Source organism: Bradyrhizobium sp. 482_C4_N1_8 (assembly GCF_052075965.1).
In the GTDB taxonomy this organism is placed as follows: Bacteria; Pseudomonadota; Alphaproteobacteria; order Rhizobiales; family Xanthobacteraceae; genus Bradyrhizobium; species Bradyrhizobium barranii.
This window is the reverse complement of sequence record NZ_CP197231.1, coordinates 569,364-591,779: the sequence shown is the minus strand read 5'-3', so window position 1 is coordinate 591,779 and position 22,416 is coordinate 569,364. Positions and strand designations below refer to the sequence as shown.

At 64.4% G+C, this 22,416-nt stretch carries 19 protein-coding genes; 12 read left to right on the top strand and 7 right to left on the bottom strand.

The window, feature by feature from the left end:
• The first annotated feature begins 89 nt into the window (after window positions 1-89).
• The 4 genes from AB7Z56_RS02780 to AB7Z56_RS02765 all read left to right on the top strand — a co-directional run bounded on the left by AB7Z56_RS02780 (window position 90) and on the right by AB7Z56_RS02765 (window position 5,156).
• Window positions 90-575, top strand: a complete 486-nt coding sequence (locus AB7Z56_RS02780) for a (2Fe-2S)-binding protein (protein WP_063980504.1) — start codon at window positions 90-92, stop codon at window positions 573-575.
• An 85-nt stretch (window positions 576-660) separates the two neighbouring features.
• A complete protein-coding gene (locus AB7Z56_RS02775; RefSeq protein ID WP_063980503.1) occupies window positions 661-3,003 on the top strand; it encodes a xanthine dehydrogenase family protein molybdopterin-binding subunit in 2,343 nt (780 codons plus the stop codon).
• Window positions 3,004-3,016: 13 nt separating this feature from the next.
• Window positions 3,017-3,817, top strand: coding sequence for an FAD binding domain-containing protein (locus AB7Z56_RS02770; RefSeq protein WP_028149283.1), 801 nt, complete (start codon window positions 3,017-3,019; stop codon window positions 3,815-3,817).
• 232 nt (window positions 3,818-4,049) lie between these two features.
• Entirely contained in the window at window positions 4,050-5,156 is a 1,107-nt protein-coding gene (locus AB7Z56_RS02765; protein ID WP_063986007.1) for a CaiB/BaiF CoA transferase family protein, read from the top strand.
• Between the two features lie 136 nt (window positions 5,157-5,292).
• On the opposite strand, the gene hppD is transcribed toward AB7Z56_RS02765, so the two are convergent.
• Window positions 5,293-6,411 (bottom strand): 4-hydroxyphenylpyruvate dioxygenase, encoded by a 1,119-nt coding sequence (gene hppD, locus AB7Z56_RS02760; RefSeq protein WP_231143779.1) that lies wholly within the window; start codon window positions 6,409-6,411, stop codon window positions 5,293-5,295.
• Window positions 6,412-6,530: 119 nt separating this feature from the next.
• Here hppD and AB7Z56_RS02755 point away from each other — a divergent pair, with 119 nt between their 5' ends.
• Together AB7Z56_RS02755 and AB7Z56_RS02750 are read left to right on the top strand one after the other, a co-directional pair.
• The gene (locus AB7Z56_RS02755; protein ID WP_038959069.1) at window positions 6,531-7,010 is read left to right on the top strand and encodes an Lrp/AsnC family transcriptional regulator; all 480 of its coding nucleotides are present in this window, start codon (window positions 6,531-6,533) and stop codon (window positions 7,008-7,010) included.
• Between the two features lie 73 nt (window positions 7,011-7,083).
• Window positions 7,084-7,395 (top strand): DUF1272 domain-containing protein, encoded by a 312-nt coding sequence (locus tag AB7Z56_RS02750; protein WP_063980502.1) that lies wholly within the window; start codon window positions 7,084-7,086, stop codon window positions 7,393-7,395.
• 113 nt (window positions 7,396-7,508) lie between these two features.
• Here the strand turns inward: AB7Z56_RS02750 and fahA are convergent, their stop codons facing one another.
• The 5 genes from fahA to AB7Z56_RS02725 all read right to left on the bottom strand — a co-directional run bounded on the left by fahA (window position 7,509) and on the right by AB7Z56_RS02725 (window position 13,176).
• Window positions 7,509-8,780 (bottom strand): fumarylacetoacetase, encoded by a 1,272-nt coding sequence (gene fahA / locus AB7Z56_RS02745; RefSeq protein ID WP_231143778.1) that lies wholly within the window; start codon window positions 8,778-8,780, stop codon window positions 7,509-7,511.
• A 217-nt stretch (window positions 8,781-8,997) separates the two neighbouring features.
• On the bottom strand, window positions 8,998-10,344 hold the full coding sequence (hmgA, locus tag AB7Z56_RS02740) for a homogentisate 1,2-dioxygenase (RefSeq protein ID WP_063980501.1): 1,347 nt from the start codon (window positions 10,342-10,344) through the stop codon (window positions 8,998-9,000).
• Window positions 10,345-10,346: 2 nt separating this feature from the next.
• Window positions 10,347-11,303 (bottom strand): MBL fold metallo-hydrolase, encoded by a 957-nt coding sequence (locus AB7Z56_RS02735; protein WP_014490504.1) that lies wholly within the window; start codon window positions 11,301-11,303, stop codon window positions 10,347-10,349.
• 23 nt (window positions 11,304-11,326) lie between these two features.
• Window positions 11,327-11,551 (bottom strand): DUF2783 domain-containing protein, encoded by a 225-nt coding sequence (locus tag AB7Z56_RS02730; RefSeq protein WP_014490505.1) that lies wholly within the window; start codon window positions 11,549-11,551, stop codon window positions 11,327-11,329.
• Between the two features lie 8 nt (window positions 11,552-11,559).
• Window positions 11,560-13,176, bottom strand: coding sequence for an FAD-dependent oxidoreductase (locus tag AB7Z56_RS02725; protein ID WP_063980500.1), 1,617 nt, complete (start codon window positions 13,174-13,176; stop codon window positions 11,560-11,562).
• 110 nt (window positions 13,177-13,286) lie between these two features.
• On the opposite strand from AB7Z56_RS02725, the gene AB7Z56_RS02720 reads away from it, so the two are divergent.
• Together AB7Z56_RS02720 and AB7Z56_RS02715 are read left to right on the top strand one after the other, a co-directional pair.
• A complete protein-coding gene (locus AB7Z56_RS02720; RefSeq protein WP_063980499.1) occupies window positions 13,287-13,829 on the top strand; it encodes a MarR family winged helix-turn-helix transcriptional regulator in 543 nt (180 codons plus the stop codon).
• A gap of 66 nt (window positions 13,830-13,895) precedes the next feature.
• The gene (locus tag AB7Z56_RS02715) at window positions 13,896-14,639 is read left to right on the top strand and encodes a class I SAM-dependent methyltransferase (RefSeq protein ID WP_084794927.1); all 744 of its coding nucleotides are present in this window, start codon (window positions 13,896-13,898) and stop codon (window positions 14,637-14,639) included.
• Between the two features lie 19 nt (window positions 14,640-14,658).
• Here the strand turns inward: AB7Z56_RS02715 and AB7Z56_RS02710 are convergent, their stop codons facing one another.
• A complete protein-coding gene (locus AB7Z56_RS02710; protein WP_063980498.1) occupies window positions 14,659-15,465 on the bottom strand; it encodes an N-acyl homoserine lactonase family protein in 807 nt (268 codons plus the stop codon).
• Window positions 15,466-15,832: 367 nt separating this feature from the next.
• Between AB7Z56_RS02710 and AB7Z56_RS02705 the strand changes: the two genes are divergently transcribed.
• The 4 genes from AB7Z56_RS02705 to AB7Z56_RS02690 all read left to right on the top strand — a co-directional run bounded on the left by AB7Z56_RS02705 (window position 15,833) and on the right by AB7Z56_RS02690 (window position 22,409).
• Window positions 15,833-17,350 carry a caspase family protein gene (locus AB7Z56_RS02705; RefSeq protein WP_283017922.1) on the top strand — a complete coding sequence of 506 codons (1,518 nt, stop codon included), beginning with the start codon at window positions 15,833-15,835 and terminating at the stop codon, window positions 17,348-17,350.
• Between the two features lie 146 nt (window positions 17,351-17,496).
• Entirely contained in the window at window positions 17,497-18,168 is a 672-nt protein-coding gene (locus AB7Z56_RS02700; RefSeq protein WP_063980496.1) for an OmpA family protein, read from the top strand.
• Window positions 18,169-18,345: 177 nt separating this feature from the next.
• Window positions 18,346-19,275, top strand: a complete 930-nt coding sequence (locus tag AB7Z56_RS02695) for an efflux RND transporter periplasmic adaptor subunit (RefSeq protein WP_063980495.1) — start codon at window positions 18,346-18,348, stop codon at window positions 19,273-19,275.
• Window positions 19,275-22,409 carry an efflux RND transporter permease subunit gene (locus tag AB7Z56_RS02690; protein WP_441256153.1) on the top strand — a complete coding sequence of 1,045 codons (3,135 nt, stop codon included), beginning with the start codon at window positions 19,275-19,277 and terminating at the stop codon, window positions 22,407-22,409. Before AB7Z56_RS02695 ends, AB7Z56_RS02690 begins: the two co-directional genes overlap by 1 nt.
• Window positions 22,410-22,416: the final 7 nt, after the last annotated feature.

The window sequence follows — 22,416 nt, the reverse complement described above, 5'->3', positions numbered from 1 at the left end:
ACCGGCGTGACCAAAATCCTAGTTGCAATGTCAGGGGGCGGCGGTCTCTAATTAGAAACAATCAAAATCAATCCGGGGAGGTATATTCCGTGTCTACAGTCAAACTGACGGTGAACGGCAAGGCCGTTGCCGTCGACGTCGAGGACCGCACGCTGCTGGTCCAACTCCTGCGGGATCACCTCAACCTCACCGGGACCCATGTCGGCTGCGACACCAGCCAGTGCGGCGCCTGCGTCGTACACGTGGACGGCAAGGCGGTGAAATCCTGCACCATGCTGGCCGGCCAGGCCGACGGCGCCAGCGTCACCACCATCGAAGGCATCGCCAAGGGCGATGAGCTGCATCCGATGCAGGCCGCCTTCCGCGACAATCACGGCCTGCAATGCGGCTATTGCACGCCGGGCATGATCATGTCGGCGATCGACATCGTGCACCGCCATGGCGGCCAGCTCGACGAGCCCACCGTGCGCCAAGAGCTCGAAGGCAATATCTGCCGCTGCACCGGCTACCACAACATCGTCAAGGCCGTGCTGGACGCAGCCGGGCGCATGAAGGTCTCGCAGGCGGCCGAGTAAATCGGCGCGCCTCGAATAAAGAACCACCGCTGCCGCTTTCGAGGGAAAGCGCAGTCAAAGAAACTTCCGGTCGGGAGGACCAGACATGGGTGTTGAAGGCATCGGCGCGCGCGTCGTGCGCAAGGAAGACAAGCGTTTCATTACCGGCAAAGGCCGTTACGTCGACGACATCAAATTGCAGGGCATGACCCATGCCCATTTCATCAGAAGCCCGCATGCGCATGCCAAGGTGAAGAAGATCGATTCATCCGCCGCGCTCAACATGCCGGGCGTGGTCGCCGTGCTCACGGGACAGCAGATCGTCGACGACAAGGTCGGCAATCTCATCTGCGGCTGGGCCATCACCTCCAAGGACGGCAGCCCGATGAAGATGGGCGCATGGCCGGCGATGGCGCCGGAAACCGTGCGCTTCGTCGGTCAGGCCGTCGCGGTCGTGATCGCCGACAGCAAGAACCTCGCGCGCGACGCGGCCGAAGCCGTGGTCGTGGATTATGAAGAGCTGCCGGCAGTCGCCGATATCCATGCCGCGATCAAGGCCGGCGCAGCCCAGCTTCACCCCGAAGCCCCCGGCAACCAGGTCTATGACTGGGTGATCGGCGACGAGGGCGCGACGGATGCCGCCTTCGCCAAGGCCGCCAATGTGGTCAAGCTCGACGTCACCAACAACCGCCTCGCCCCGAACGCGATGGAGCCGCGCGCGGCGATCGCCGACTATGACGCGGCGGAAGAGCACTTCACGCTCTATACGACCTCGCAGAACCCGCACGTCGCCCGCCTCGTGCTCTCGGCGTTCTACAACATCGCCCCCGAGCACAAGCTGCGCGTGATCGCCCCCGACGTCGGCGGCGGCTTCGGCTCAAAAATCTTCATCTATCCCGAGGAGATGGTGGCGCTGTGGGCCTCGAAGAAGGTCGGCCGTCCAGTAAAATGGACCGGCGACCGCACCGAGGCCTTCCTCACCGATGCGCATGGCCGTGACCATGTGACCCATGCCGAAATGGCGTTCGATGCCAACAACAAGATCACCGGCTTGAAGGTGAAGACCTACGCCAATTTCGGCGCCTACATGTCGCTGTTCTCCTCGTCGGTCCCGACCTATCTCTACGCGACGCTGCTGTCGGGCCAGTACAACATCCCGGCGATCCATGCCGAGGTGGTCGGGGTCTACACCAACACCACGCCGGTCGACGCCTATCGCGGCGCAGGCCGCCCCGAGGCGAGCTATTTGATCGAGCGGCTGATGGAGACGGCGGCGCGGCAGCTCAAGGTCGATCCGGCAGCACTGCGCCGGAGCAACTTCATCACCCAGTTCCCGCACCAGACGCCTGTGATCATGGCCTATGACACCGGTGATTTTAATGCCTCGCTCGATGCCGCGATGAAGGCGATCGACTATGCCGGCTTCGCAGCCCGCAAGGCCAAGGCGAAGGCGGACGGCAAGCTGCGCGGCATCGGCGTGTCCTGCTACATCGAGGCCTGCGGCATCGCGCCGTCGAAGGCCGTCGGTAGCCTCGGCGCCGGCGTTGGTCTGTGGGAATCCGCCGAAGTGCGGGTCAACCCGGTCGGCACCATCGAGATCCTGACGGGCTCGCACAGCCACGGCCAGGGTCACGAGACCACGTTCTGCCAGCTCGTTGCGGAACGCTTGGGCGTTCCCATCAGCCAGGTCTCGATCGTCCATGGCGACACCGACAAGGTGCAGTTCGGCATGGGCACCTACGGCTCGCGCTCGGCGGCCGTCGGTCTCACCGCGATCCTGAAGGCCATGGAGAAGATGGAGTCCAAGGCCAAGAAGATCGCGGCGCATGCGCTCGAAGCGTCCGAGGGCGACATCGTCATCGAGAACGGCGAGTTCAAGGTGGCCGGCACGGACAAGGCGATCGCCTTCCCGATGGTCGCGCTCGCGGCCTACACCGCGCACAATCTGCCTGACGGGATGGAGCCGGGCCTGAAGGAAAGCGCCTTCTACGATCCGACCAACTTCACCTTCCCGGCCGGCGCCTACATCTGCGAGCTCGAGGTCGATCCCGGCACCGGCAAGACCTCCTTCGTCAACTTCGTCGCGGCCGACGATTTCGGCCGGCTGATCAACCCGATGATCGTCGAGGGACAGGTCCATGGCGGCCTTGCCCAGGGCATCGGGCAGGCGCTGCTCGAGCACGCCATCTACGATGCCAACGGCCAGCCCGTCACGGCCTCGTTCATGGACTACTCCATGCCGCGCGCCGACGACCTGCCCTCGTTCAACCTCTCCCACACCACGACGCTGTGCCCGGGCAATCCCCTGGGCATCAAGGGCTGCGGTGAGGCCGGCGCGATCGGCGCCTCTGCGGCCGTGATCAACGCGATCACGGATGCGATCGGCAAGAACAATCTGGAAATGCCCGCAACCCCGGACCGGGTGTGGCGCACGATCCACGCGGCCTGAGAGGAGCAACAAGATGTACCAGACCACTTATCATCGCCCCTCCTCGGTCGACGAGGCCGTCGCCCTGTTCGGCAAGAGCAGTGAGGCGAAATTCCTCGCCGGCGGCCAGACCTTGCTGCCGGTCATGAAGCAGCGGCTCGCCAGCCCGTCCGACGTGATCGATCTCGGCAAGATCAAGGAGCTGCAGGGCGTCGAGCTCTCGGGCGACGTGCTGACCATCAAGGCCGGCACGACCTATTTCGACATCATGCAGAATGCCGACGTGAAGAAGGCGATCCCCGCGATCGCCTATCTCACCTCGGTGCTCGGCGATCCCGCCGTGCGTTATCGCGGCACGATCGGCGGCTCGATTGCCAACAACGATCCCGCCGCGGATTATCCGGCCGCGCTGCTGGCGCTCGGTGCCACCGTCAAGACCAACAAGCGGTCGATCTCGGCCGAGGACTTCTTCCAGGGCCTGTTCACGACGGCGCTGGAAGACGGCGAGATCATCACCGCGGTGTCGTTCCCGGTGCCGGCGAAGGCAGGCTACGAAAAAATGCGGCACCCGGCCTCACGCTTCGCGCTGACTGCCGTGTTCGTCGCGCAGACGAAGTCGGGCGAGATCCGTGTTGCCGCCACCGGCGCCTCGCAGAGCGGCGTGATGCGGGTGCCCGCGATCGAAGCCGCGCTGAAGGCGAACTGGTCGCCGTCGGCGCTCGACAATGTCAGCATTCCGGCGAGCGGATTGCTGGCCGATATCCACGGGACCGCGGAATACCGCGCCAACCTCGTCAAGGTGATGGCGCAGCGCGCGGTGGCCGCCGCGGGCTGACCGAGTCGCTAAAGCGCGACAGCGCGTCGCGCCTTAGCGCCTCAACACAAATCTTCCGCGGCGCGCAGCAATGCGCGCCGCTTTTTATTATGCGCCCATGCATGAAAACCGCTTGCCACGCGGACATGAAGGCGAGAAAAGTTAATCAGCCAATTAACTCGTCCCCAAAGAGGAACGTCTAAGGCGATTGCCGGACCACCGGCATTCGCCGGTGACCCGAGGAAACAACAGCGTGCTCGATAAACCAGCGCCCACCTCCTCCGTCCGCACCTCCGGCCCGCTTTCGGGCTTCCGTGTCGTCGAATTCGCCGGCATCGGACCCGGCCCATTCGCCTGCATGATGCTGGCTGACATGGGCGCCGATGTCGTCACGCTCGATCGCGTCGGTGCGAAGAAGAGCATGAAGTCGGTCGCGGGCCGCGGCCGCAAGGTGATCGAGCTCGACCTCAAGGACAAGGCGGCGATCGCAGAGGTGCTCGACCTGCTTGCCAGCGCCGACGCGCTGGTCGAGGGCTTTCGTCCCGGCGTGATGGAACGGCTTGGGCTCGGGCCCGACGTCGTGCTCGCGCGCAATCCCAAACTCGTCTACGGCCGCATGACCGGCTGGGGCCAGGAAGGCCCGCTGGCCAACGCCGCCGGCCATGACATCAATTACATCTCGATCACCGGCGCGCTGGCCGCGATCGGCACCAAGGAAGCCCCGGTGCCGCCGCTCAATTTGGTCGGCGATTTCGGCGGCGGTGCACTCTATCTCGTCGTCGGCGTGCTCGCCGCCCTCCTCGAAGCGCAAAGGTCCGGCAAGGGCCAGGTCGTGGACGCCGCGATGTGCGACGGCGCGGCATCGCTGATGTCGTTCTTCTTCGACATGAAGACGATCGGCCGCTGGAGCGAGGGGCGCAACCAGAACTTCCTCGACGGCGGCGCACATTTCTACGGCGTCTATGAATGTGCCTGCGGGCACTTCGTCTCGATCGGCTCGATCGAACCGCAGTTCTACGCGCTGCTGCGCGAGCACGCGGGCCTGACCGATGCCGACTTCGACGCGCAGATGAACCCCAAGGCCTGGCCCGCGCTGAAGCAGAAGTTGCAGGCCGTGTTTAGGAGCAAGACCCGCGAGGACTGGTGCAAGATCATGGAAGGCACCGACATCTGCTTCGCGCCGGTGCTCACCATGTCGGAAGCGACCGAGCATCCGCACATGGTCGCCCGCAACGTCTTCCTCGAGCGCCACGGCGTGAAGCAGCCCGCGCCCGCGCCGCGGTTCTCACGCACGCCGTCGGCGGTGCGGGAGCCGGAGGGCGCGGAGATTGGTGCGGTGATGGCTGCGTGGAAGAGGTAGATCTAGCCTCGGCAAAGATCGCGTAGGGTGGGCAAAGGCGCGAAGCGCCGAGCCCACCACCGCTCCGCAATTCTGATAGAAGTAGTGGGCACGCTTGCGCTTTGCCCACCACGGCAGTGTGCCCGAACGCAGCGACCTACGCCGCCGTATCCACCTTCAACACGCCGCGCCGGATCTGGTCCTCCTCGATCGACTCGAACAGGGCCTTGAAGTTGCCCTCGCCAAAGCCGTCGTCGCCTTTGCGCTGGATGAACTCGAAGAAGATCGGGCCGATCGCGTTGGCGGAGAAGATCTGCAGCAGCACCTTGGTCTGGCCGCCATCGACCACGCCCTCACCATCGATCAGAATGCCGTTGGTCTGGAGCCGCGCGACGTCCTCGCCGTGCTTCGGCAGGCGCGCGTCGATCCGCTCGAAATAGGTCTCGGGCGGCGACGGCATGAACGGCAGGCCGGCTTCGCGCAGGCCTTCGATGGTGGCGTGGATATCGCGGCAGCCGCAGGCGATGTGCTGGATGCCCTCGCCGCGATAGATATTGAGATATTCCTCGATCTGGCCGGAATCGCCGGCGTCCTCGTTGATCGGAATCCGGATCTTGCCGTCGGGGCTGGTCAGCGCGCGCGAGAACAGGCCGGAGGCGCGACCCTCGATGTCGAAGAAGCGGATCTGGCGGAAGTTGAACAGCTTTTGGTAGAAGCCCGTCCACACATCCATGCGGCCGCGATGGACGTTGTGGGTGAGGTGATCGAGATAGAACAGGCCGGCACCGACCGGCTTGGGATCGCGTGCCCCCAACCACTCGAACTCGGCATCGTAAGCCGAGCCCTTGGCGCCGTAGCAATCGACGAAATAGAGCAGGCTGCCGCCGATGCCCTTGATCGCGGGCACATCAAGCGTCTTCTGCACCGACGACACATCGGCAGGTTCGGCGCCGAGCGCGATCGCACGGTCATAGGCCGCCTTCGCATCGACCACGCGAAACGCCATCGACGGCGCGCAGGGGCCGTGCGCGGCGACGAAGTCGAAGCCGTGGGTGCCGGGCTCCTCGTTGACGAGATAGTTGATGTCGCCCTGGCGGTAGACCGTGATCTTCTTGCTCTTGTGGCGGGCGACGGGCGCATAACCCATCAGCTTGAACAACGCGTGCAGCTCTTCCGGATTGGGATGCGCATATTCGACGAACTCGAACCCGTCGGTGCCCATCGGATTGTCGGCGGTGACGGTGGCCGGCGGTGCATCGTGCGGAAACGGACCCATGGTGCTCTCCAATTGCTGCTGCCATGAACTATCCTTCACCGGGCGTGCAATGAGCGTGCAAACGGGACGCGTTTTGGCTATCATATGCACGATCCGTGCATGAAATGGATAAATGACGCATGATCTCCGTAGACGCCTTCGACCTCAAGATCCTGGGCGCGCTCCAGGACGACGGCCGCCTCACCAACCAGGAGCTCGCCGATCTCGCGGGTCTCTCGGCCTCGCAATGCTCGCGGCGGCGGATGCGGCTGGAGGAGGAGAAGGTGATCTCGGGCTATCACGCCGATCTCTCCAGCGAAGCGCTGGGCTTCGGCGTGATCGCCTTTATCCAGGTGGGGCTCGCGACCCACTCGCCGGACAATTCGAAACGCTTCCGCGCCTTGGTCAACCGCATCGACGAGATCCAGGAAGCTTATTCGCTGACGGGCGACGCCGATTACGTGCTCAAAGCCGTGCTGCGCGACCTCAAGGGTCTCTCCAATCTCGTCAACGACGTGCTGATGCCGCACCAGAGCGTGGCGCATGTGCGCTCCTCGATCGTGCTCGACAGGCTCAAGGAAAGCTCGCGGCTGCCGCTGAAGGATTTGAAGGCTGGCTGAAATCGAGGGAACTACGGCATTCGCGCTTCACGCGCCGTCTGCGATGATCAAGCCAATCTGCGGAGATTCTGCCATGGCCCTCCAGCTTCGACCGAACTGCGAATATTGCGACCGCGACCTGCCGCCTGATGCAACGGACGCGCGGATCTGCTCCTATGAATGCACGTTCTGTGCGGATTGCGTGGAGACGAAACTCTCCAACGTCTGCCCGAATTGCGGCGGCGGCTTTGCGCCGCGCCCGATCAGGCCGACGCAGGAATGGCGGCCGGGCGTGTGCGTCACCAAACACGTGCCGTCCGACAAGCGGGTGCATTTGAAGTACAGCGTGGAGGATGTCGCGGCGCATTGCGCGCGGGTCAGGGACGTGCCGCCGGAGAGGCGGTGACTTCGTAGGGTGGGCAAAGGCGCCCTTGCGCCGTGCCCACCACGTCTCCGCAAGCGCGATCGTGATGGTGGGCACGCTTCGCTTTGCCCACCCTACGACACCGGAACGCGCGGCTACTCCGCCGCCAAAATCGTCCCCTCGACCTCTCCGAACCCGACCCGGTAGCCATTGCCCTGGCACCAGCCGCGCATGACGAGGCTGTCGCCGTCTTCCAAAAACGACCGCTTGATGCCGCCGGGCAATTCCACCGGCTCGGTGCCGTTCCAGCTGATCTCCAATAGGCTGCCGCGCTGGTTCTTCTCCGGGCCGGAGATGGTGCCGGACCCAAGGAGATCGCCCACATTCATCGCACAGCCACTGGAGGCGTGATGCATGAGCTGCTGCACCGAGGACCAGTACATGTATTTGAAATTGGTGCGGCTGATGCCGGCGGGCGCATTGGCGCCGGCCGCGCGCAAGGAGACGTCGAGCTCGAGATCATAGTTCTGCGGCTTCGCCTGCTTGAGATAGTCCAGCGGCACCGGCTCCTGCTCCGGCCCCTTCAGCCGGAACGGCTCCAGCGCCTCGCGCGTCACCACCCACGGGCTGATCGAGGTCGCGAACGCTTTTGCCAGGAACGGCCCGAGCGGCACATATTCCCATTGCTGGATGTCGCGCGCGCTCCAGTCGTTGAGCAGCACGAAACCGAAGATCATCTCCTCGGCCTGTTGCTCGGTCAGCATGCCGCCCATGGCAGAGGGCTGGCCGACCACGACGCCCATCTCCAGCTCGAAATCGAGCCGCTTGCACGGCCCGAAGCTCGGCACCTCGACATTCGGCGGCTTCAGCTGGCCGCGCGGCCGCTTCACCTTCGTTCCGGAGACCACGACGGTCGAGGCGCGACCATTATAGGCGATCGGCATGTGCAGCCAGTTCGGCTGCAGCGCGTTGTCCTTGCCGCGGAACATCACGCCGACATTGGTGGCGTGCTCCTTCGACGAATAGAAATCGGTATAGCCGGACACTGCGAACGGCAGATGCAATTTTGCATCGCGCATCGGCACCAGGGCCTGCTTGCGCAGCTCCTCATTGTCACGCAGCTCCGGATGATCATGACGCAGCAGCTCGCTGATCCGCGCGCGTGTCTTCGTCCAGACCTTCGGTCCGAGCGCCATGAACGGATTGAGCGAGGGCGCGGAGAATACGCCGAGCGGCCCGACATCAAGCCGGCAATCCTGCTCGAGCGCCCAGAGATCGAACACGTAGTTGCCGATCGCGACACCGACGCGCGGCGTCGGATTGGCCGAGGTCGAGAACACGCCATAGGGCAGGTTCTGGATCGGGAAGTCGGAGGCGGGATCGACCTCGATGAAGGATCGGAGGCTGGGGTCGTTGGGGTGGGGCATGTTTCCTGCCATACGAATTCTGGTGCTGAACTTCTGTCACCCTCCCCTGGAGGGGGAGGGTCGGCTCATATTGAGCGCAGCGAAATATGAGACGGGGAGGGGTGATCTCTCAACACGGGCAGTGTTCCTTGCGGAGAGACCATCACCCCACCCCGCTACGCATTCCGCTTCGCTGCATGCGTAGCGACCCTCCCCCTCCAGGGGAGGGTAAGCAAGACTACGGCTTGTTCGGATCGAATCGCTTCTCCAGGCCCGTCCAGCAGTCCGCGTAATTGTCCTGCAGCGTCGACGACTTCGCGGCATGCGCTGTCACGCGCTGCGGGTAGCGGGTCTCGAACATGAAGGCCATGGTGCCGGTCAGCTTGACCGGTTTCAGCTCGCCGTTGCTGGCGTGCTCGAAGGCATCGCGGTCGGGACCGTGCGGCAGCATGCAATTGTGGAGTGAGATGCCGCCCGGGACAAAACCCTGCGGCTTGGCGTCGTAGACGCCGTAGATCAGGCCCATGAACTCGCTCATGATGTTCATGTGGTACCACGGCGGACGGAAGGTGTTGTCGGCCACCATCCAGCGCTCGGGGAAGATCACGAAGTCGATGTTCGCGGTGCCCGCGGTCTCCGACGGCGAGGTCAGCACCGTGAAGATCGAGGGATCGGGGTGATCGAACCCGATCGCGCCTACGGGAGAGAAGGTGCGCAGATCGTATTTATAGGGCGCGTAATTGCCGTGCCAGGCGACAACGTCGATTGGCGAATGCGGCAGCGTGGTCTTGAACAGCGAGCCGCCCCATTTCACGTAGAGCTCGGTCGGCGTGTCCTTGTCCTCGTAATACGCGACCGGGGTGAGGAAGTCGCGCGCGTTGGCGAGGCAATTGGCGCCGATCGGCCCGCGCTCCGGCAGCGTGAAGGCGCCGCCGTAGTTTTCGCAGAGATAGCCGCGCGCAGGACCGTTCGGAATCTCGACGCGGAATTTGACGCCGCGCGGGATCACCACGATCTCGCCGGGCTCGGCGTCGATACGGCCGAATTCGGTGACGACGCGCAGATTGCCCTGCTGGAGCACGAACATCAGTTCGCCGTCGGCATTGTAGAAATGCTGATCCACCATCGACTTGGTGATGAGATAGACATGCGCGGCCATGCCGGCCTGCGTGTTGACATCACCAGCCGTCGTCATGGTCTGCACGCCCTGGAGGAAGGTCATGTCCTCCTTCGGGATCGGCGCCGGGTCCCAGCGCAGCTGCGCGATCGGCAGATCGTATTCATGGCAGGGCGCCGAGCGCCACAGGCCGGCATCGGCCTTCTCGAAGCGGCCGGAATGCTTCACCGAGGGGCGGATGCGATAGAGCCAGGAGCGCTCATTGGTGCCACGCGGCGCGGTGAAGGGTGAGCCGGAGAGCTGCTCGGCGTAGAGCCCGTAAGCGCAGCGCTGCGGCGAGTTGCGCCCGATCGGCAGCGCGCCCGGCAGCGCCTCGGTCTCGAAGCTGTTGCCGAAGCCGGACATGTAGCCCGGCGTGACCTGCGCCGAGCTCCGGATGATCTGATCAGGCGAGGTGTTGACGTTCATGACTATCCTCCTCCTTGCAGGGCGGCCCACATTTCCTGGTCGCGCTTGTCGGTCCAGATCACGGGGTCGTCGATCCCCGACGCCTCGTCATAGGCGCGCGACACGTTGAACGGCAGGCAGTGCTCGTAGATGGCGAAGCTGTGGAACTTCGGATCCATGACTTCGCGCGTCGCCGCCATCGATTCCTTCAGCGTACGCCCCCTGGCGACCGAAATTTCGGCCGCGCCATAGAGCGAGGTAACGAAGTCACGCGTCATCGCGATGGCTTCGCGCACCGTGGCCGTGCCCTTCAGCGCATCGCCGCGGCCCGGCGCGATCGCCTTGGGATTGAAGTTGCGGATCTCGTTCAGCGTCAGCGGCCATTCGCGCAAATGCGCGTCACCGCAATAGCAGGCCGAGTGATATTCGATGAGGTCGCCGGAGAACATCACTTCGGCATCCGGCACCCAGGCGACGATGTCGCCGGAGGTGTGGCCTGCGCCCAACTGCATCAGGCGCACCTCGCGCTTGCCCAGATAGATCGACATCTCGCCTTCGAACGTGAGCGTCGGCCAGGTCAGGCCTGGAATGCTCGCGGCATCCTGGAACAGCCGCGGGAAGCGGCCATATTCGGAATCCCAATCCTGCTGGCCGCGTTCCTCGATGAGGCGATAGGTCTCCTGCGAGGCCACGATGCCCTGCGCCTTGTAGGCGGAGGCGCCCAGCACGCGCACGGCGTGATAGTGCGACAGCACGACATATTTGATCGGCTTGTCGGTGACGGTGCGGACGCGCTCGATCACCTTGTTGGCCATCGCCGGCGTCGACTGCGCGTCGAACACCAGGCAGCCGTCGTCACCGACGATGATCGCGGTGTTCGGATCGCCCTCCGCGGTGAAGGCATAGAGATCGGTGCCGATCTCTGAGAAGGTGATCTTCTTCTCGGAGAGATCGCCGGTGGATGCGAAGTTCTTCGCCATCAATTCGTCCTCAGGTCTTGGGGTTATTGTTGTTGCTGTTGTTGCTGCTGGCCGTCGGTCATGCGCCGCTTCGCGAGCACGATCGCTTCCCGCAACACGTCGATGTCGCCGATATGGTTGGCGAGGATCAGGACCAGTGCCGCGTCGAAATCGGCGCTCTGCTCGTCCGTGAAGCCGCGGTGCGCCTCGACGATGGCACGAAAGGCATCGTCGGGCCGCGCGAAGTTGGAGCTGGTTGAAAGCGGCATGCGAATCCTCAATTCAAGCCTTGGGCCCGCGACAACGCGGCCGCGATCGCCGCACGCGTCGGATGGCGGAAGCGGGCCGCAACGTAGCCGTCGGGCCTGAGCAGATAGGCTGTATCAGGCGCGGCGTCATAGCGCTTTGCGACAAGGCCCGAGGGATCGGCAAGCCCGCCCTCGCCACCAATGCGGATATCCTTGACACCATCGGGCGCATCGACCGCCGCGCCATTGCTGAACGACAGCAAGGTGAAGTCCGTTCCACCCCGGCGGAATGCATCGGTCAGATAGGCCTGCTCGCCAACGGGCGCGTCGAGCATGGAACAGCCGGGCAACGGTCCGCCGCGCCACGCCTCCGCGTCGGGCGATGACAGCGGCGAGTCGTAGCTGCACGGCACCGAGAGCCGCCCGCCATTGACCATGCGCTTGCCGAATTCGGTCTCCTTAGCCAGCGACAGCACTGCCTTGCGCAGCCGCGCCTCCTGGTGCGAGTTCGGCGCCATGAAATCGGTCGAGCGGGTCGATTCGCGGATGTTCTCGTCGGCCGCGAGACTCCGCTCGACATGGTAGCTCTCGAGCAGGCTCGCCGGCGAGGTGCCGCGCAACACACGATCGAGCTTCCAGGACAGATTCTCGGCGTCCTCTAGCCCGGAATTGGCACCGCGCGCACCGAAGGGCGAGACCTGATGCGCGGAATCGCCCGCAAAAATCACCCGGCCGTGGAGGAAGCGATCCATCCTCCGGCACTGGAATTTGTAGAGCGAGATCCACTCGAACTCGAACTTGTCGTGACCGAGCATGCGCGCGATCCGCGGCCGCACGTTCTCCGGCTTCTTCTCGACGACGGGATCGGCATAGCGATTGAGCTGGAGATCGATGCGCCAGACGTCGTCGGGCTGACGGTGCAGCAGCGCGGAGCGGCCGGCATGAAACGGCGGATCGAACCAGAACCAGCGCTCGGTCGGGAACTCCGCGGTCATCTTGACGTCGGCGATCAGGAACTGGTCCTCGAACACCTGTCCCGCGAACTCGGCGCCGACCATCTGCCGCAGCGACGAGCGCGCGCCGTCGCAGGCGACGACATATTGCGCGTGCAGGCGATAGGCGCCCTCCGGCGTCTCGATCGTCAGCGCGACGGAATCGTTGCGCTGTTCAAGCGCCGTCACCTTGTTGCGCCAGCGCAGATCGATCTCAGAGAGATCGCTGATGCGATCGACCAGATAGGCCTCGGCGTAATATTGCTGGAGATTGATGAAGGCCGGCCGCTTGTGACCGTCCTCGGGCAACAGGTTGAACTGGTAAAGCTGCGACTCGCCATGGAAGATGCGGCCGACGCTCCACACCACGCCCTTCTCGACCATGCGGTCGCCGACGCCGAGCCGATCCCAATATTCGAGCGACCGCTTGGAGAAGCAGATCGCGCGCGAGCCTTCGCCGATCCGGTCGGCATCATCCAGAAGGACGACGCGCTGGCCGCGCTGGGCAAGGTCGATCGCGAGCGACAGCCCCACCGGCCCCGCGCCGACGACCACCACGGGATGCTCGGCCGCACTCTGGCCGGGACGATCCTGGTCGGGATGGCGGCGATAGCCGAACTGGGTTTTGGCCTGCTGCGTATTGGCCTGCGCCATGCGCTAACCTCGGCTCTGGTCAAGAGAGGACTGATCTGCTAGATAGTCTCACGTGCAACTATTTTGGACCGGAGCCGGCCGGCCGTCAACTGGAATTCGGAGCGCAAGCCTTGGCGAGGACATCCAGCGACATCGCGCTGAAGGCACGTGAGGCCGACGAGGCTTCATTGCGGCCGAATGCGCGGCTCGATTTGTTCAAATTCGTGCCGTTCCGCCTCAACCGGCTGGCCGCCGAGGTGAGTTCCGCGCTTGCGGTCGAATATCAGGAGCGTCACGGCCTCGACATTCCGGCCTGGCGCGTGATCGCCACGCTCGGCTTCCGCAACGATGCCTGTAGCGCGCAGTACATCTCGCAATGCACCCGCACGCACAAATCCACCATCAGCCGCGCCGTGACCGCGCTGCTGCACCAGGGGCTGATCGAGCGGGTCGAGAACGAAGCCGACCGCCGCGAATTCCGCCTGCAACTGACGAAGAAGGGTCGCGCGCTGTACGAAGAGCTGTTCCCGCAATTGCTGCGGCGGGAAGACGAGATCCTCGCCTGCCTCTCTGCGCAGGAGCGCAAGCAACTGTCGGCCCTGCTCGGCAAGATCGAACAGAGCCTCGACCTGATCCAGACCAGCGAAGAGGCCGACGCGAAAGAGGCGTATTAGGGCGCGTACTCATAGAGGTGCAGACGTCGGCTTTTGGGAGGCCGATTGAGAAAGCTTGGCAGGTCCGTGACGGCACTGGCTTATATAACGGCGCTACTTGCGGCGTTTGCCGTAACTCGCGCATACGCCGCTGACATAGGTTATCTGGCTTCCCCCGGAGTCGCTGCAAACGAGTTTCCCTCACCACAGCGCCCTGTTGCACGGATCGTCAGCCCGCGCCGTGCCGCCGAAGAGCGCCGAGACGCCCTCAATGAGGCCGGTCAAATCGCACGTGCTCTTGAACTGAAACCAGGTATGACAGTGGGCGACATTGGAGCAGGCAGCGGCTACCACACGGTCAGGCTCTCGCACGTCGTCGGCCCCGCCGGTTCTGTCGTTGCCCAGGACGTCACGCGGGATTACCTCATCGAGCTCGCCAGGCGAACAGAACGTCTGAAGTTGACGAACGTGCAATTCGCGCTCGGCGAACCACACGACCCGCGTCTGCCCGCTTCCTCGCTGGATGCTGCAATCCTCGTGCACATGTATCACGAGATAGCCCAACCCTATGCCTTCCTCTACAATCTCGCGGCCGCTCTAAAGCAGGATGCGCGGGTCGGAATTGTCGATCTTGAGCTTCCGACGTCGAAGCATGGCACGCCAATTGAGCTCTTGCGCTGCGAATTGACCGCCGTCGGCTATCGCGACGTTGCCACATATGAGCTCGCAGGGGACGGAGGATACCTGGCGGTATTCTCTCCGCCGGAGGTAGCGGCTCGAAAATCTCCCCGCGACATCGTTGCTTGTGCGGATCCTGCCGGCACTCGCTGACACCACGCCCCGGATTCCGTCATTTCGCAAACGACCGCGACGGCGGCAAATGCAGCGCCCAGGCATCGACCTTGTCGCTGGCACGCGGATAGATCTCCGTCACGATCGGATCATGGCCGGGAATGAACCTGTCAGGATGTCCGGCGAGGCGTTCGATCGTCTCCCAGCCCTGCGCCATGTCACCGATATTGTAGACGATGGGGAACGGGCTCTTGCGCTGCAGATTGGCGTAGTAATGCGCGGCATCGGACGCCAGCACCACCGGCCCGCGCGCGGTCTCGACCTTGACCACCTGCAAGCCGTCGGAATGGCCGCCGACACGGTGCACGGTGACGCCGGGCGCGATCTCGCCGTCGCCGGAATAGAAATTGACGCGCTCGCCATAGACATGGCGCACCATCTGCGTGACGTGCTCGACCGAGAACGGATGTCGCAGCAGTCCGTTGCACATGCAGCGTCCCGTCGCGTAAGCCATCTCGCGCTCCTGGAGATGGAAGCGCGCGTTCGAGAAGCGATCGAGATTGCCGGCGTGGTCGTAATGCAGATGCGTCACGATAATGTCGCGAACGCTCGACGCCGCGACGCCAAAGCGCTCCAGCGCATCGACCGGATTGAGCGTCAGCTTGCGCGCCCGCGCGCTCGCCTCCTCGGCGTTGAAACCGGTGTCCACCAGGATCTCGCGGCCCTGCCCTCGGATCAGCCAGACGAAATAGTCGAGATCCTGCGCCGCGCTGTCATGCGGGTCGGGCTGAAGGAAGTTCATGTTGGGGGTGCGTGGCGACATCGTCGCATAACGCAGGGCGTAGATTTCGTAGGCGTTTCCCATGGTTTTCTTTTCTGAGTTGGACCTTCGGGGACGATCGAGCGCACCAAGCCATTGTCCGCAGCAAAGGTCAAACACCGGAGGGCTGCGACAGCGTCCAGCCTGCTATGTGAGACCCCTCACATCTTCTTTGTCGCGGCCGCTCCAGCATCCTGCCGCAGAGTCGAACCAGATGGCGCCGAGCACAACCGTGACAGTCCGTTTATTCCCCTCCCGGCGCGCCCATGCATCGCGGTCAATTGTCGCGATAATGCCGAATCTCCAAGCGGTTGACGCCCCCCTTCCGCGGTTTGATAATGCACATTGCGTAAGTTAAGGTCGCCGCGGCGCAAGCTGGTAACGGCGCCTTTTTGGCTGGACCGCGCTGATTATGAAAATTCGCTTCCTTTTTCTTCTGCCCTTGCTCGTTTCGCTCGTCCCGGTTGCGCCATCCCTGGCCGCCGGCGACCGTTATGCGTTGGTCATTGGCAACGCCAAATATCCAGACGCGGACGCCCCGCTGAAGGAACCGCTCAACGACGCGCGCGACGTCGCCGACGAGCTCAAGCGCGACGGCTTTTCCGTTGAAATCGGCGAGAACCTGACCGGCGACGGCATGCGCCGCGCGTTCGACAAGCTCTATGGCAAGATCAAGCCGGGCTCGGTGGCGCTGATCTTCTTCAGCGGTTTCGGCATCCAGTCGGCGCGCCAGAGCTACATGCTGCCGATCGACGCGCAGATCTGGACCGAATCCGACGTCCGCCGCGACGGTTTCAGCCTGGAGACCGTGCTCGGCGAGCTCAATACCCGTGGCGCGGGCGTCAAGATCGCGCTGGTCGACGCCTCCAGGCGCAATCCCTTCGAGCGCCGGTTCCGCAGCTTCTCGGCCGGCCTGACGCCGGTCATCGCGCCGAACGGCACGCTGGTGATGTACTCGGCGGCACTGGCCTCGGTGGTCTCGGACGCGGGCGGCGATCACAGCCTGTTCGTCCAGGAGCTCCTGAAGGAGATCCGCGTCCCCGACCTGATGGCCGAGGAGACGCTGAACCGCACCAAGATGGGCGTCACCCGCGCCTCGCGCGGCGAACAGGTGCCGTGGATCTCCTCTTCCCTCGCCGAGGATTTTTCGTTCATTCCAGGCGCCGGCGGATCGCGCCCGTCGATGACGGCACCGCCGCCATCGCCGCCGCCGGTCGTCGCCAACAATCCGCCGCCGGCTCCGCCCGCACCGCCTCCGCCGCCGAAGCCGGCGGACACGGCAGCGGCACCTGCTCCAGCACCTGCTCCTGCACCGGCGCCCTCACCGAAACCGCAGGTCGAGGCCGCCTTGCCGCCGGCGCCACCGCCGGTGAAACCAGCCGAGACCACCCCCGCACCGAGCATGGATAGCGGGCCGAGCGCGGCCGCGCTGGCGGAGGATCCGACCATCAAGGGCCTGACGGCCAAGATCGCCGCCAATCCTGATGACGTGAATGCGCTGTACCGGCGCGGTCAGGTCTATGCCAGCAAGGGCGCCTACAATTTGGCCATCAAGGATTTCGACGAGACGCTTCGGATCAACGCGAAGGACGTCGAGGCGCTGAACAACCGCTGCTGGACCCGCACCGTGGTCGGCGACCTCCAGGGCGCGCTGAAGGATTGCAACGAGGCGCTGCGGCTGCGGCCGAATTTCGTCGATGCGCTGGACAGCCGGGGGCTCGTCAATCTGAAATCGGGAGCGGTCAAGAACGCCATCGCCGATTTCGACGCAGCCCTGAAGATCAACCCGCGCCTGACCTCCTCGCTCTTTGGCCGCGGGATTGCCAAGCAGCGCAACGGCTCGGCGCAGGAAGGCGCGCTCGACATCGCCAATGCCAAGGCGATGGACCCGAACATTGTTCAGGAGTTCGCAAGCTACGGAGTACGCTAGTATTTTTTTGAGTTGAGGCGGCAGACGCCTCGAACCCTCGGCGGCTCAGGGAAGACTAACGGACGGATGCCGCAGGCGGCCTTTCCCGGGGGGGCCATTGCAGGAATTTTGGAACCGCGCGGTCAGCTGCGCAGGAGGGACTGGCAATGAGATTGGCTGCAAAGGGATTTAGCGCGATGCTGTCCATCATCACGGTCGGCGTCGCTCTGTCGCTGACGACCCCGCTCGCATTCGCGGGCGACGACGGCAACAGCAAGAACGTCACCGAGGACGAGATCGTCCGCGCACTGGCGCCGCCGCCGAAGAAGCCGTTGACCCGCGGCCTCTCGATCGCCCCGCAGGCCGATCCCGCACCCAGTGCGACGGAAACCAAGCTGATCCAGTCCGTGCGCGGCCGCTCGACGCGCTCACTTTCGTCGACCGAGCGCGAAGAAATCGCCTCAGTGGCCAAGGACAAGCCGAACATCGATCTTGAAATCACGTTCGACTACAACTCGGCCAATATCAGCGCCAAGTCGCTCGCCTCGGTACAGGCGCTCGGTCGCGCGCTGACCAGCCCCGACCTGAAGGGCTCGACCTTCGTGGTGGCCGGCCACACCGACGCCGCCGGCGGCGAGGGCTATAATCAGGACCTGTCGGAGCGCCGCGCGGATTCGATCAAGCGCTACCTCGTCGACAAGTACAGCATCTCCGCGACCGATCTCGTCACCGTCGGCTACGGCAAGAGCAAGCTGAAGGACCCGGCCCAGCCGATGGCGGAGGTCAATCGTCGCGTCCAGGTCGTCAACATGGAAAACAAGACCACCGCATCGAAGTGAGAGCACGACGTAATCCTTTGAAGTGCCAAATCCTTTGAAGTGCCAAGTCGTGATGTGGTGTAAAGTCTTGCTTCAAAAGCGCGTCCCGCAGCCTTGTGGGACGCCGCTTTATTTCAGGGAAACGCTCTCAGCAGGCCTCGTGCGGATGGCCGTGAGCCAGGCCAGGACAATCCGGCGATGAACGCCTCCGAATATCTCAAGCCTGCCGGAACCGTGGTGTTCGTCGTTGCGCTCGGCGTCGGCTATTATCTGTTCGAGCATCGGCATCGCCCCGAGGCGAAGGAAACGCCGAGCGAGGCGCTCGTCATCGTGACGAAGTCGACCAACGCCTGCTTCTCCGACCTCGTGCGGGTGACCGGCTTCTTCGTGCCGCGCCGCGAGGCCGTGGTCGTCGCCGACCAGGAAGGCTCCAGGGTCACCGACCTCTTCGTCACCGAAGGCGCCATGGTCACCGACAATCAGGAGCTGGCGCGCCTGACGGCGCCGCCGCAGATCCCCGGCCAGCCGCAAAGACCCGGCCCGCAAGGCCCGATCTCGCTGAAGGCGCCCGCGCCGGGCCTCGTCACCGAAGTGCGTACCGTCGTCGGCGCGCCCGCCTCGCCGCAGGCCGGCCCGATGTTCCGCATCGCCGTCAACAACGAGATCGAGCTCGACGCCCAGGTCCCGGCGGTGCACATGCCCAAGCTCAATCCCGGCGCGACCGTGCGCATCAGCCGCGATGACGCGCCCGATTTGATCGGCCGGGTCCGGCTGGTCGCGCCCGAAATCGACCGCACCACGCAGCTCGGCCGCGTCCGCATCAGCGTCACCAACAATCCATCGCTCAAGGTCGGCGTGTTTGCCCGCGCCTCGATCGACGCCAAGCGAAGCTGCGGCGTCTCGATCCCCAAGACCGCGATCGACCATCTCACCATTCAGGTCGTCAAAAACAATATTGTCGAGACGCGCAAGGTACGGGTCGGGCTGTCGTCCGACAGCGCGACGGAAATCCTGGAAGGCCTCGAGGTCGGCGAAATCGTCGTGGCCGACGCCGGGTCTTCGCTCCATGACGGCGACCAGATCAAGACCATGTTCGCCGATGAACTCGATCGCACGCGGGTACGCTGATGGCTCTCAATATCTCGGCTTGGTCGATCCGCAATCCGCTGCCGTCGGTCGTCTTCTCGATCATCCTCCTGGTCCTCGGCTGGGTGTCCTTCACCAAGCTCGCCGTGACGCGGCTGCCTTCGGCCGACATTCCCGTGATCTCGGTCGTGGTGTCGCAGTTCGGCGCCGCACCCGCAGAACTCGAATCCCAGGTCACCAAGACGGTTGAAGACGCCGTCTCCGGCGTCGAGGGTGTCAGGCACATCACCTCCTCGATCACCGACGGCGTGTCAGTGACCACCATCCAGTTCGCGCTGGAAACCAACACCGACCGCGCGCTCAACGACGTCAAGGACGCGGTGACGCGGGTACGATCGAACCTGCCGCAGAACGTCACCGAGCCGCTGATCCAGCGCGTCGACGTCATCGGCCTGCCGATCGTCACCTATGCCGCGATCTCGCCCGGCAAGACGCCGGAGCAGCTCTCCTATTTCGTTGACGACGTGGTCAAGCGCGCGCTGCAGGGCGTGCGCGGCGTCGCCCAGGTCGAGCGCATCGGCGGTGTCGAGCGCGAGATCCTGGTCTCGCTCGATCCGGACCGGATGCAGGCGATGGGGCTGACCGCGGTCAATGTCAGCCAAAGCCTGCGCGGCACCAATGTCGACGTCGCCGGCGGCCGCGCCGAGATCGGCAAGAACGACCAGGCGATCCGCACGCTTGCGGGCGCGAAGACACTGGGCGATCTCGCCGGCACCATGATCCCGCTGTTCGGCGGCGGTGAGGTCCGGCTCGACGATCTCGGCACCGTCACCGACACCATCGCCGACCGCCGCACCTTCGCCCGCTTCAACGGCGAGCCGGTGGTCGCGCTCGGCATCAAGCGATCCAAGGGCGCCAGCGATGTGAAAGTGGCCGAGGCCGTGCAGAAGCGCATCGACGCGCTGAAGGCCGCCTATCCCGACGTCGACCTGAAGGTGATCGACACCTCGGTCGAATATACCAACGGCAATTACCACGCGGCGATCTCGACCCTGTTCGAAGGCGCCATCCTTGCCGTCATCATCGTGCTCCTGTTCCTGCGGGACTTGCGCGCCACCATCATTGCCGCGATCTCGCTCCCGCTGTCGATCTTCCCGGCGTTCTGGGCGATGGACCTTCTCGGCTTCTCGCTGAACCTCGTCAGCTTCCTCGCCATCACGCTGTCGACAGGTATTCTCGTCGACGACGCCATCGTCGAGATCGAGAACATCGTCCGGCACATGAACATGGGCAAATCGCCCTACCGTGCCGCGCTCGAGGCCGCCGACGAAATCGGCCTCGCGGTGATCGCGATCTCGCTGACGATCATTGCGATCTTCGCGCCAGCGAGCTTCATGTCGGGCATCGCCGGACAGTTCTTCAAGCAGTTCGGCATCACCGTCTCGGTGCAAGTGTTCTTCTCGCTGCTCGCGGCGCGCTTCGTCACGCCGGTGCTGGCCGCCTACTTCCTCAAGCACCATGCGCACGAAGAGCCGCCGCCCGGCCGCGTGCTGCGGGCCTATCACAGGATCGTGGCCTGGTCGGTGAAGCACCATTTCATCACCGTGCTGATCGGCTTCGGGGTGTTCGCCGCCTCAATCTGGAGCATCACGCTGCTGCCGCAGGGCTTCCTGCCGGCGCAGGACAGCGCGCGCTCGCTGCTGGCGCTCGAGCTGCCGCCGGGCACCCAGCTTGCCTACACCGAGAAGGTCACCGAGGACATCGTCGCACGCCTGCGCAAGCGGCCGGAGGTGAAGAGCATCTTCGTCGATGGCGGGCGCGTCCCGCCGGGCACCCAGGAAGTCCGGCGCGCCTCTCTGATCATCAGCTACACGCCCAAGGACAGCCGCGACATCACCCAGCGCGAGCTCGAATTCTCGATCAGCCAGGAGCTGGAGAACGTTCCCGACATCCGCTTCTGGTTCCTCGACGAGAACGGCCTGCGCGCCATCTCGCTGGTCGTGACCGGCGTCGACGCCAACATCGTCAACAACGTCGCCAGCGAGCTCGCGACGCAGATGAAGCGGATTCCGACGATCTCCAACGTGATCTCGGAAACCACGCTCGAGCGGCCCGAGCTGCGCATCGAGCCGCGCGCAGATCTCGCCGCGCGCCTCGGCGTCTCCACGGAAAGCCTGTCGCAGACCATCCGCGTCGCCACCATCGGCGATGTCGGGCCCGCGCTCGCCAAGTTCGACGTCGGCGACCGCCTGGTGCCGATCCGCGTTCAGCTCGAGGACGCCGCGCGCGGTAATCTGAGGACGCTCGAACAGCTGCGCGTGCCGCTCGGCGAGCGCGGCGAGAAGGGCGGCGTGCCGCTCTCGGTCATCGCCGACGTCAAGCTCGACCAGGGTCCGACCAGCATCAACCGCTACGATCGTGAGCGGCAGGCAACCGTCGCCGCCGACCTCGTCGGCTCCGCCGCGCTCGGCGACGCGACCAAGAAGATCTACGACCTGCCGGTGATGAAGAGCCGGCCGAAGGGCGTGAAGGTCTCGCCCTCCGGCGACGCCGAAAGCCTGAACGAGCTGTCCGACGGCTTCGCCACTGCAATCACCGCGGGCCTGATGATGGTCTACGCCGTGCTGGTGCTGCTGTTCGGCACCTTCCTGCAGCCGATCACCATCCTGTTCTCGCTGCCGCTCTCGATCGGCGGCGCCATCGCCGCACTGCTCATCACCGGTAAGCAGCTCACCACGCCGGTCTGGATCGGCATCCTGATGCTGATGGGTATCGTCACCAAGAACGCGATCATGCTGGTGGAATTCGCCATCGAGGCGATCCGCGCCGGCAAGCCGCGCGAGGAAGCGATGATCGACGCCGGCATGAAGCGCGCGCGCCCGATCGTGATGACCACGATCGCGATGGCCGCGGGCATGACGCCGAGCGCGCTCGCGGTCGGCGCCGGCGGCGAGTTCCGCTCGCCGATGGCGCTCGCGGTGATCGGCGGCCTGATCTTCTCGACCATCCTGTCGCTGGTGTTCGTGCCCGCGATGTTCATGGTGATGGACGATCTCGGCGCCCTGATCTGGCGATTCGCAAAGCGCCTGATCGTGCACAGCGAGGATGCCGACACCGCCGATCATCACGGCACGGCGCCGGATAAAAAGGGCATGGTACACCCCGCGGCGGAGTAGCCGTGAT

Coding starts and splice junctions, on each gene's coding strand:
- AB7Z56_RS02775 (WP_063980503.1), top strand. CDS start 661: ATGGGTGTTGAAGGCATCGGCGCGCGCGTCGTGCGCAAGGAAGACAAG.
- AB7Z56_RS02770 (WP_028149283.1), top strand. CDS start 3,017: ATGTACCAGACCACTTATCATCGCCCCTCCTCGGTCGACGAGGCCGTC.
- hppD (WP_231143779.1), bottom strand. CDS start 6,411: ATGGGTCCGTTTCCGCACGATGCACCGCCGGCCACCGTCACCGCCGAC.
- AB7Z56_RS02755 (WP_038959069.1), top strand. CDS start 6,531: ATGATCTCCGTAGACGCCTTCGACCTCAAGATCCTGGGCGCGCTCCAG.
- AB7Z56_RS02750 (WP_063980502.1), top strand. CDS start 7,084: ATGGCCCTCCAGCTTCGACCGAACTGCGAATATTGCGACCGCGACCTG.
- fahA (WP_231143778.1), bottom strand. CDS start 8,780: ATGCCCCACCCCAACGACCCCAGCCTCCGATCCTTCATCGAGGTCGAT.
- hmgA (WP_063980501.1), bottom strand. CDS start 10,344: ATGAACGTCAACACCTCGCCTGATCAGATCATCCGGAGCTCGGCGCAG.
- AB7Z56_RS02735 (WP_014490504.1), bottom strand. CDS start 11,303: ATGGCGAAGAACTTCGCATCCACCGGCGATCTCTCCGAGAAGAAGATC.
- AB7Z56_RS02730 (WP_014490505.1), bottom strand. CDS start 11,551: ATGCCGCTTTCAACCAGCTCCAACTTCGCGCGGCCCGACGATGCCTTT.
- AB7Z56_RS02725 (WP_063980500.1), bottom strand. CDS start 13,176: ATGGCGCAGGCCAATACGCAGCAGGCCAAAACCCAGTTCGGCTATCGC.
- AB7Z56_RS02710 (WP_063980498.1), bottom strand. CDS start 15,465: ATGGGAAACGCCTACGAAATCTACGCCCTGCGTTATGCGACGATGTCG.
- AB7Z56_RS02705 (WP_283017922.1), top strand. CDS start 15,833: ATGAAAATTCGCTTCCTTTTTCTTCTGCCCTTGCTCGTTTCGCTCGTC.
- AB7Z56_RS02700 (WP_063980496.1), top strand. CDS start 17,497: ATGAGATTGGCTGCAAAGGGATTTAGCGCGATGCTGTCCATCATCACG.
- AB7Z56_RS02695 (WP_063980495.1), top strand. CDS start 18,346: ATGAACGCCTCCGAATATCTCAAGCCTGCCGGAACCGTGGTGTTCGTC.
- AB7Z56_RS02690 (WP_441256153.1), top strand. CDS start 19,275: ATGGCTCTCAATATCTCGGCTTGGTCGATCCGCAATCCGCTGCCGTCG.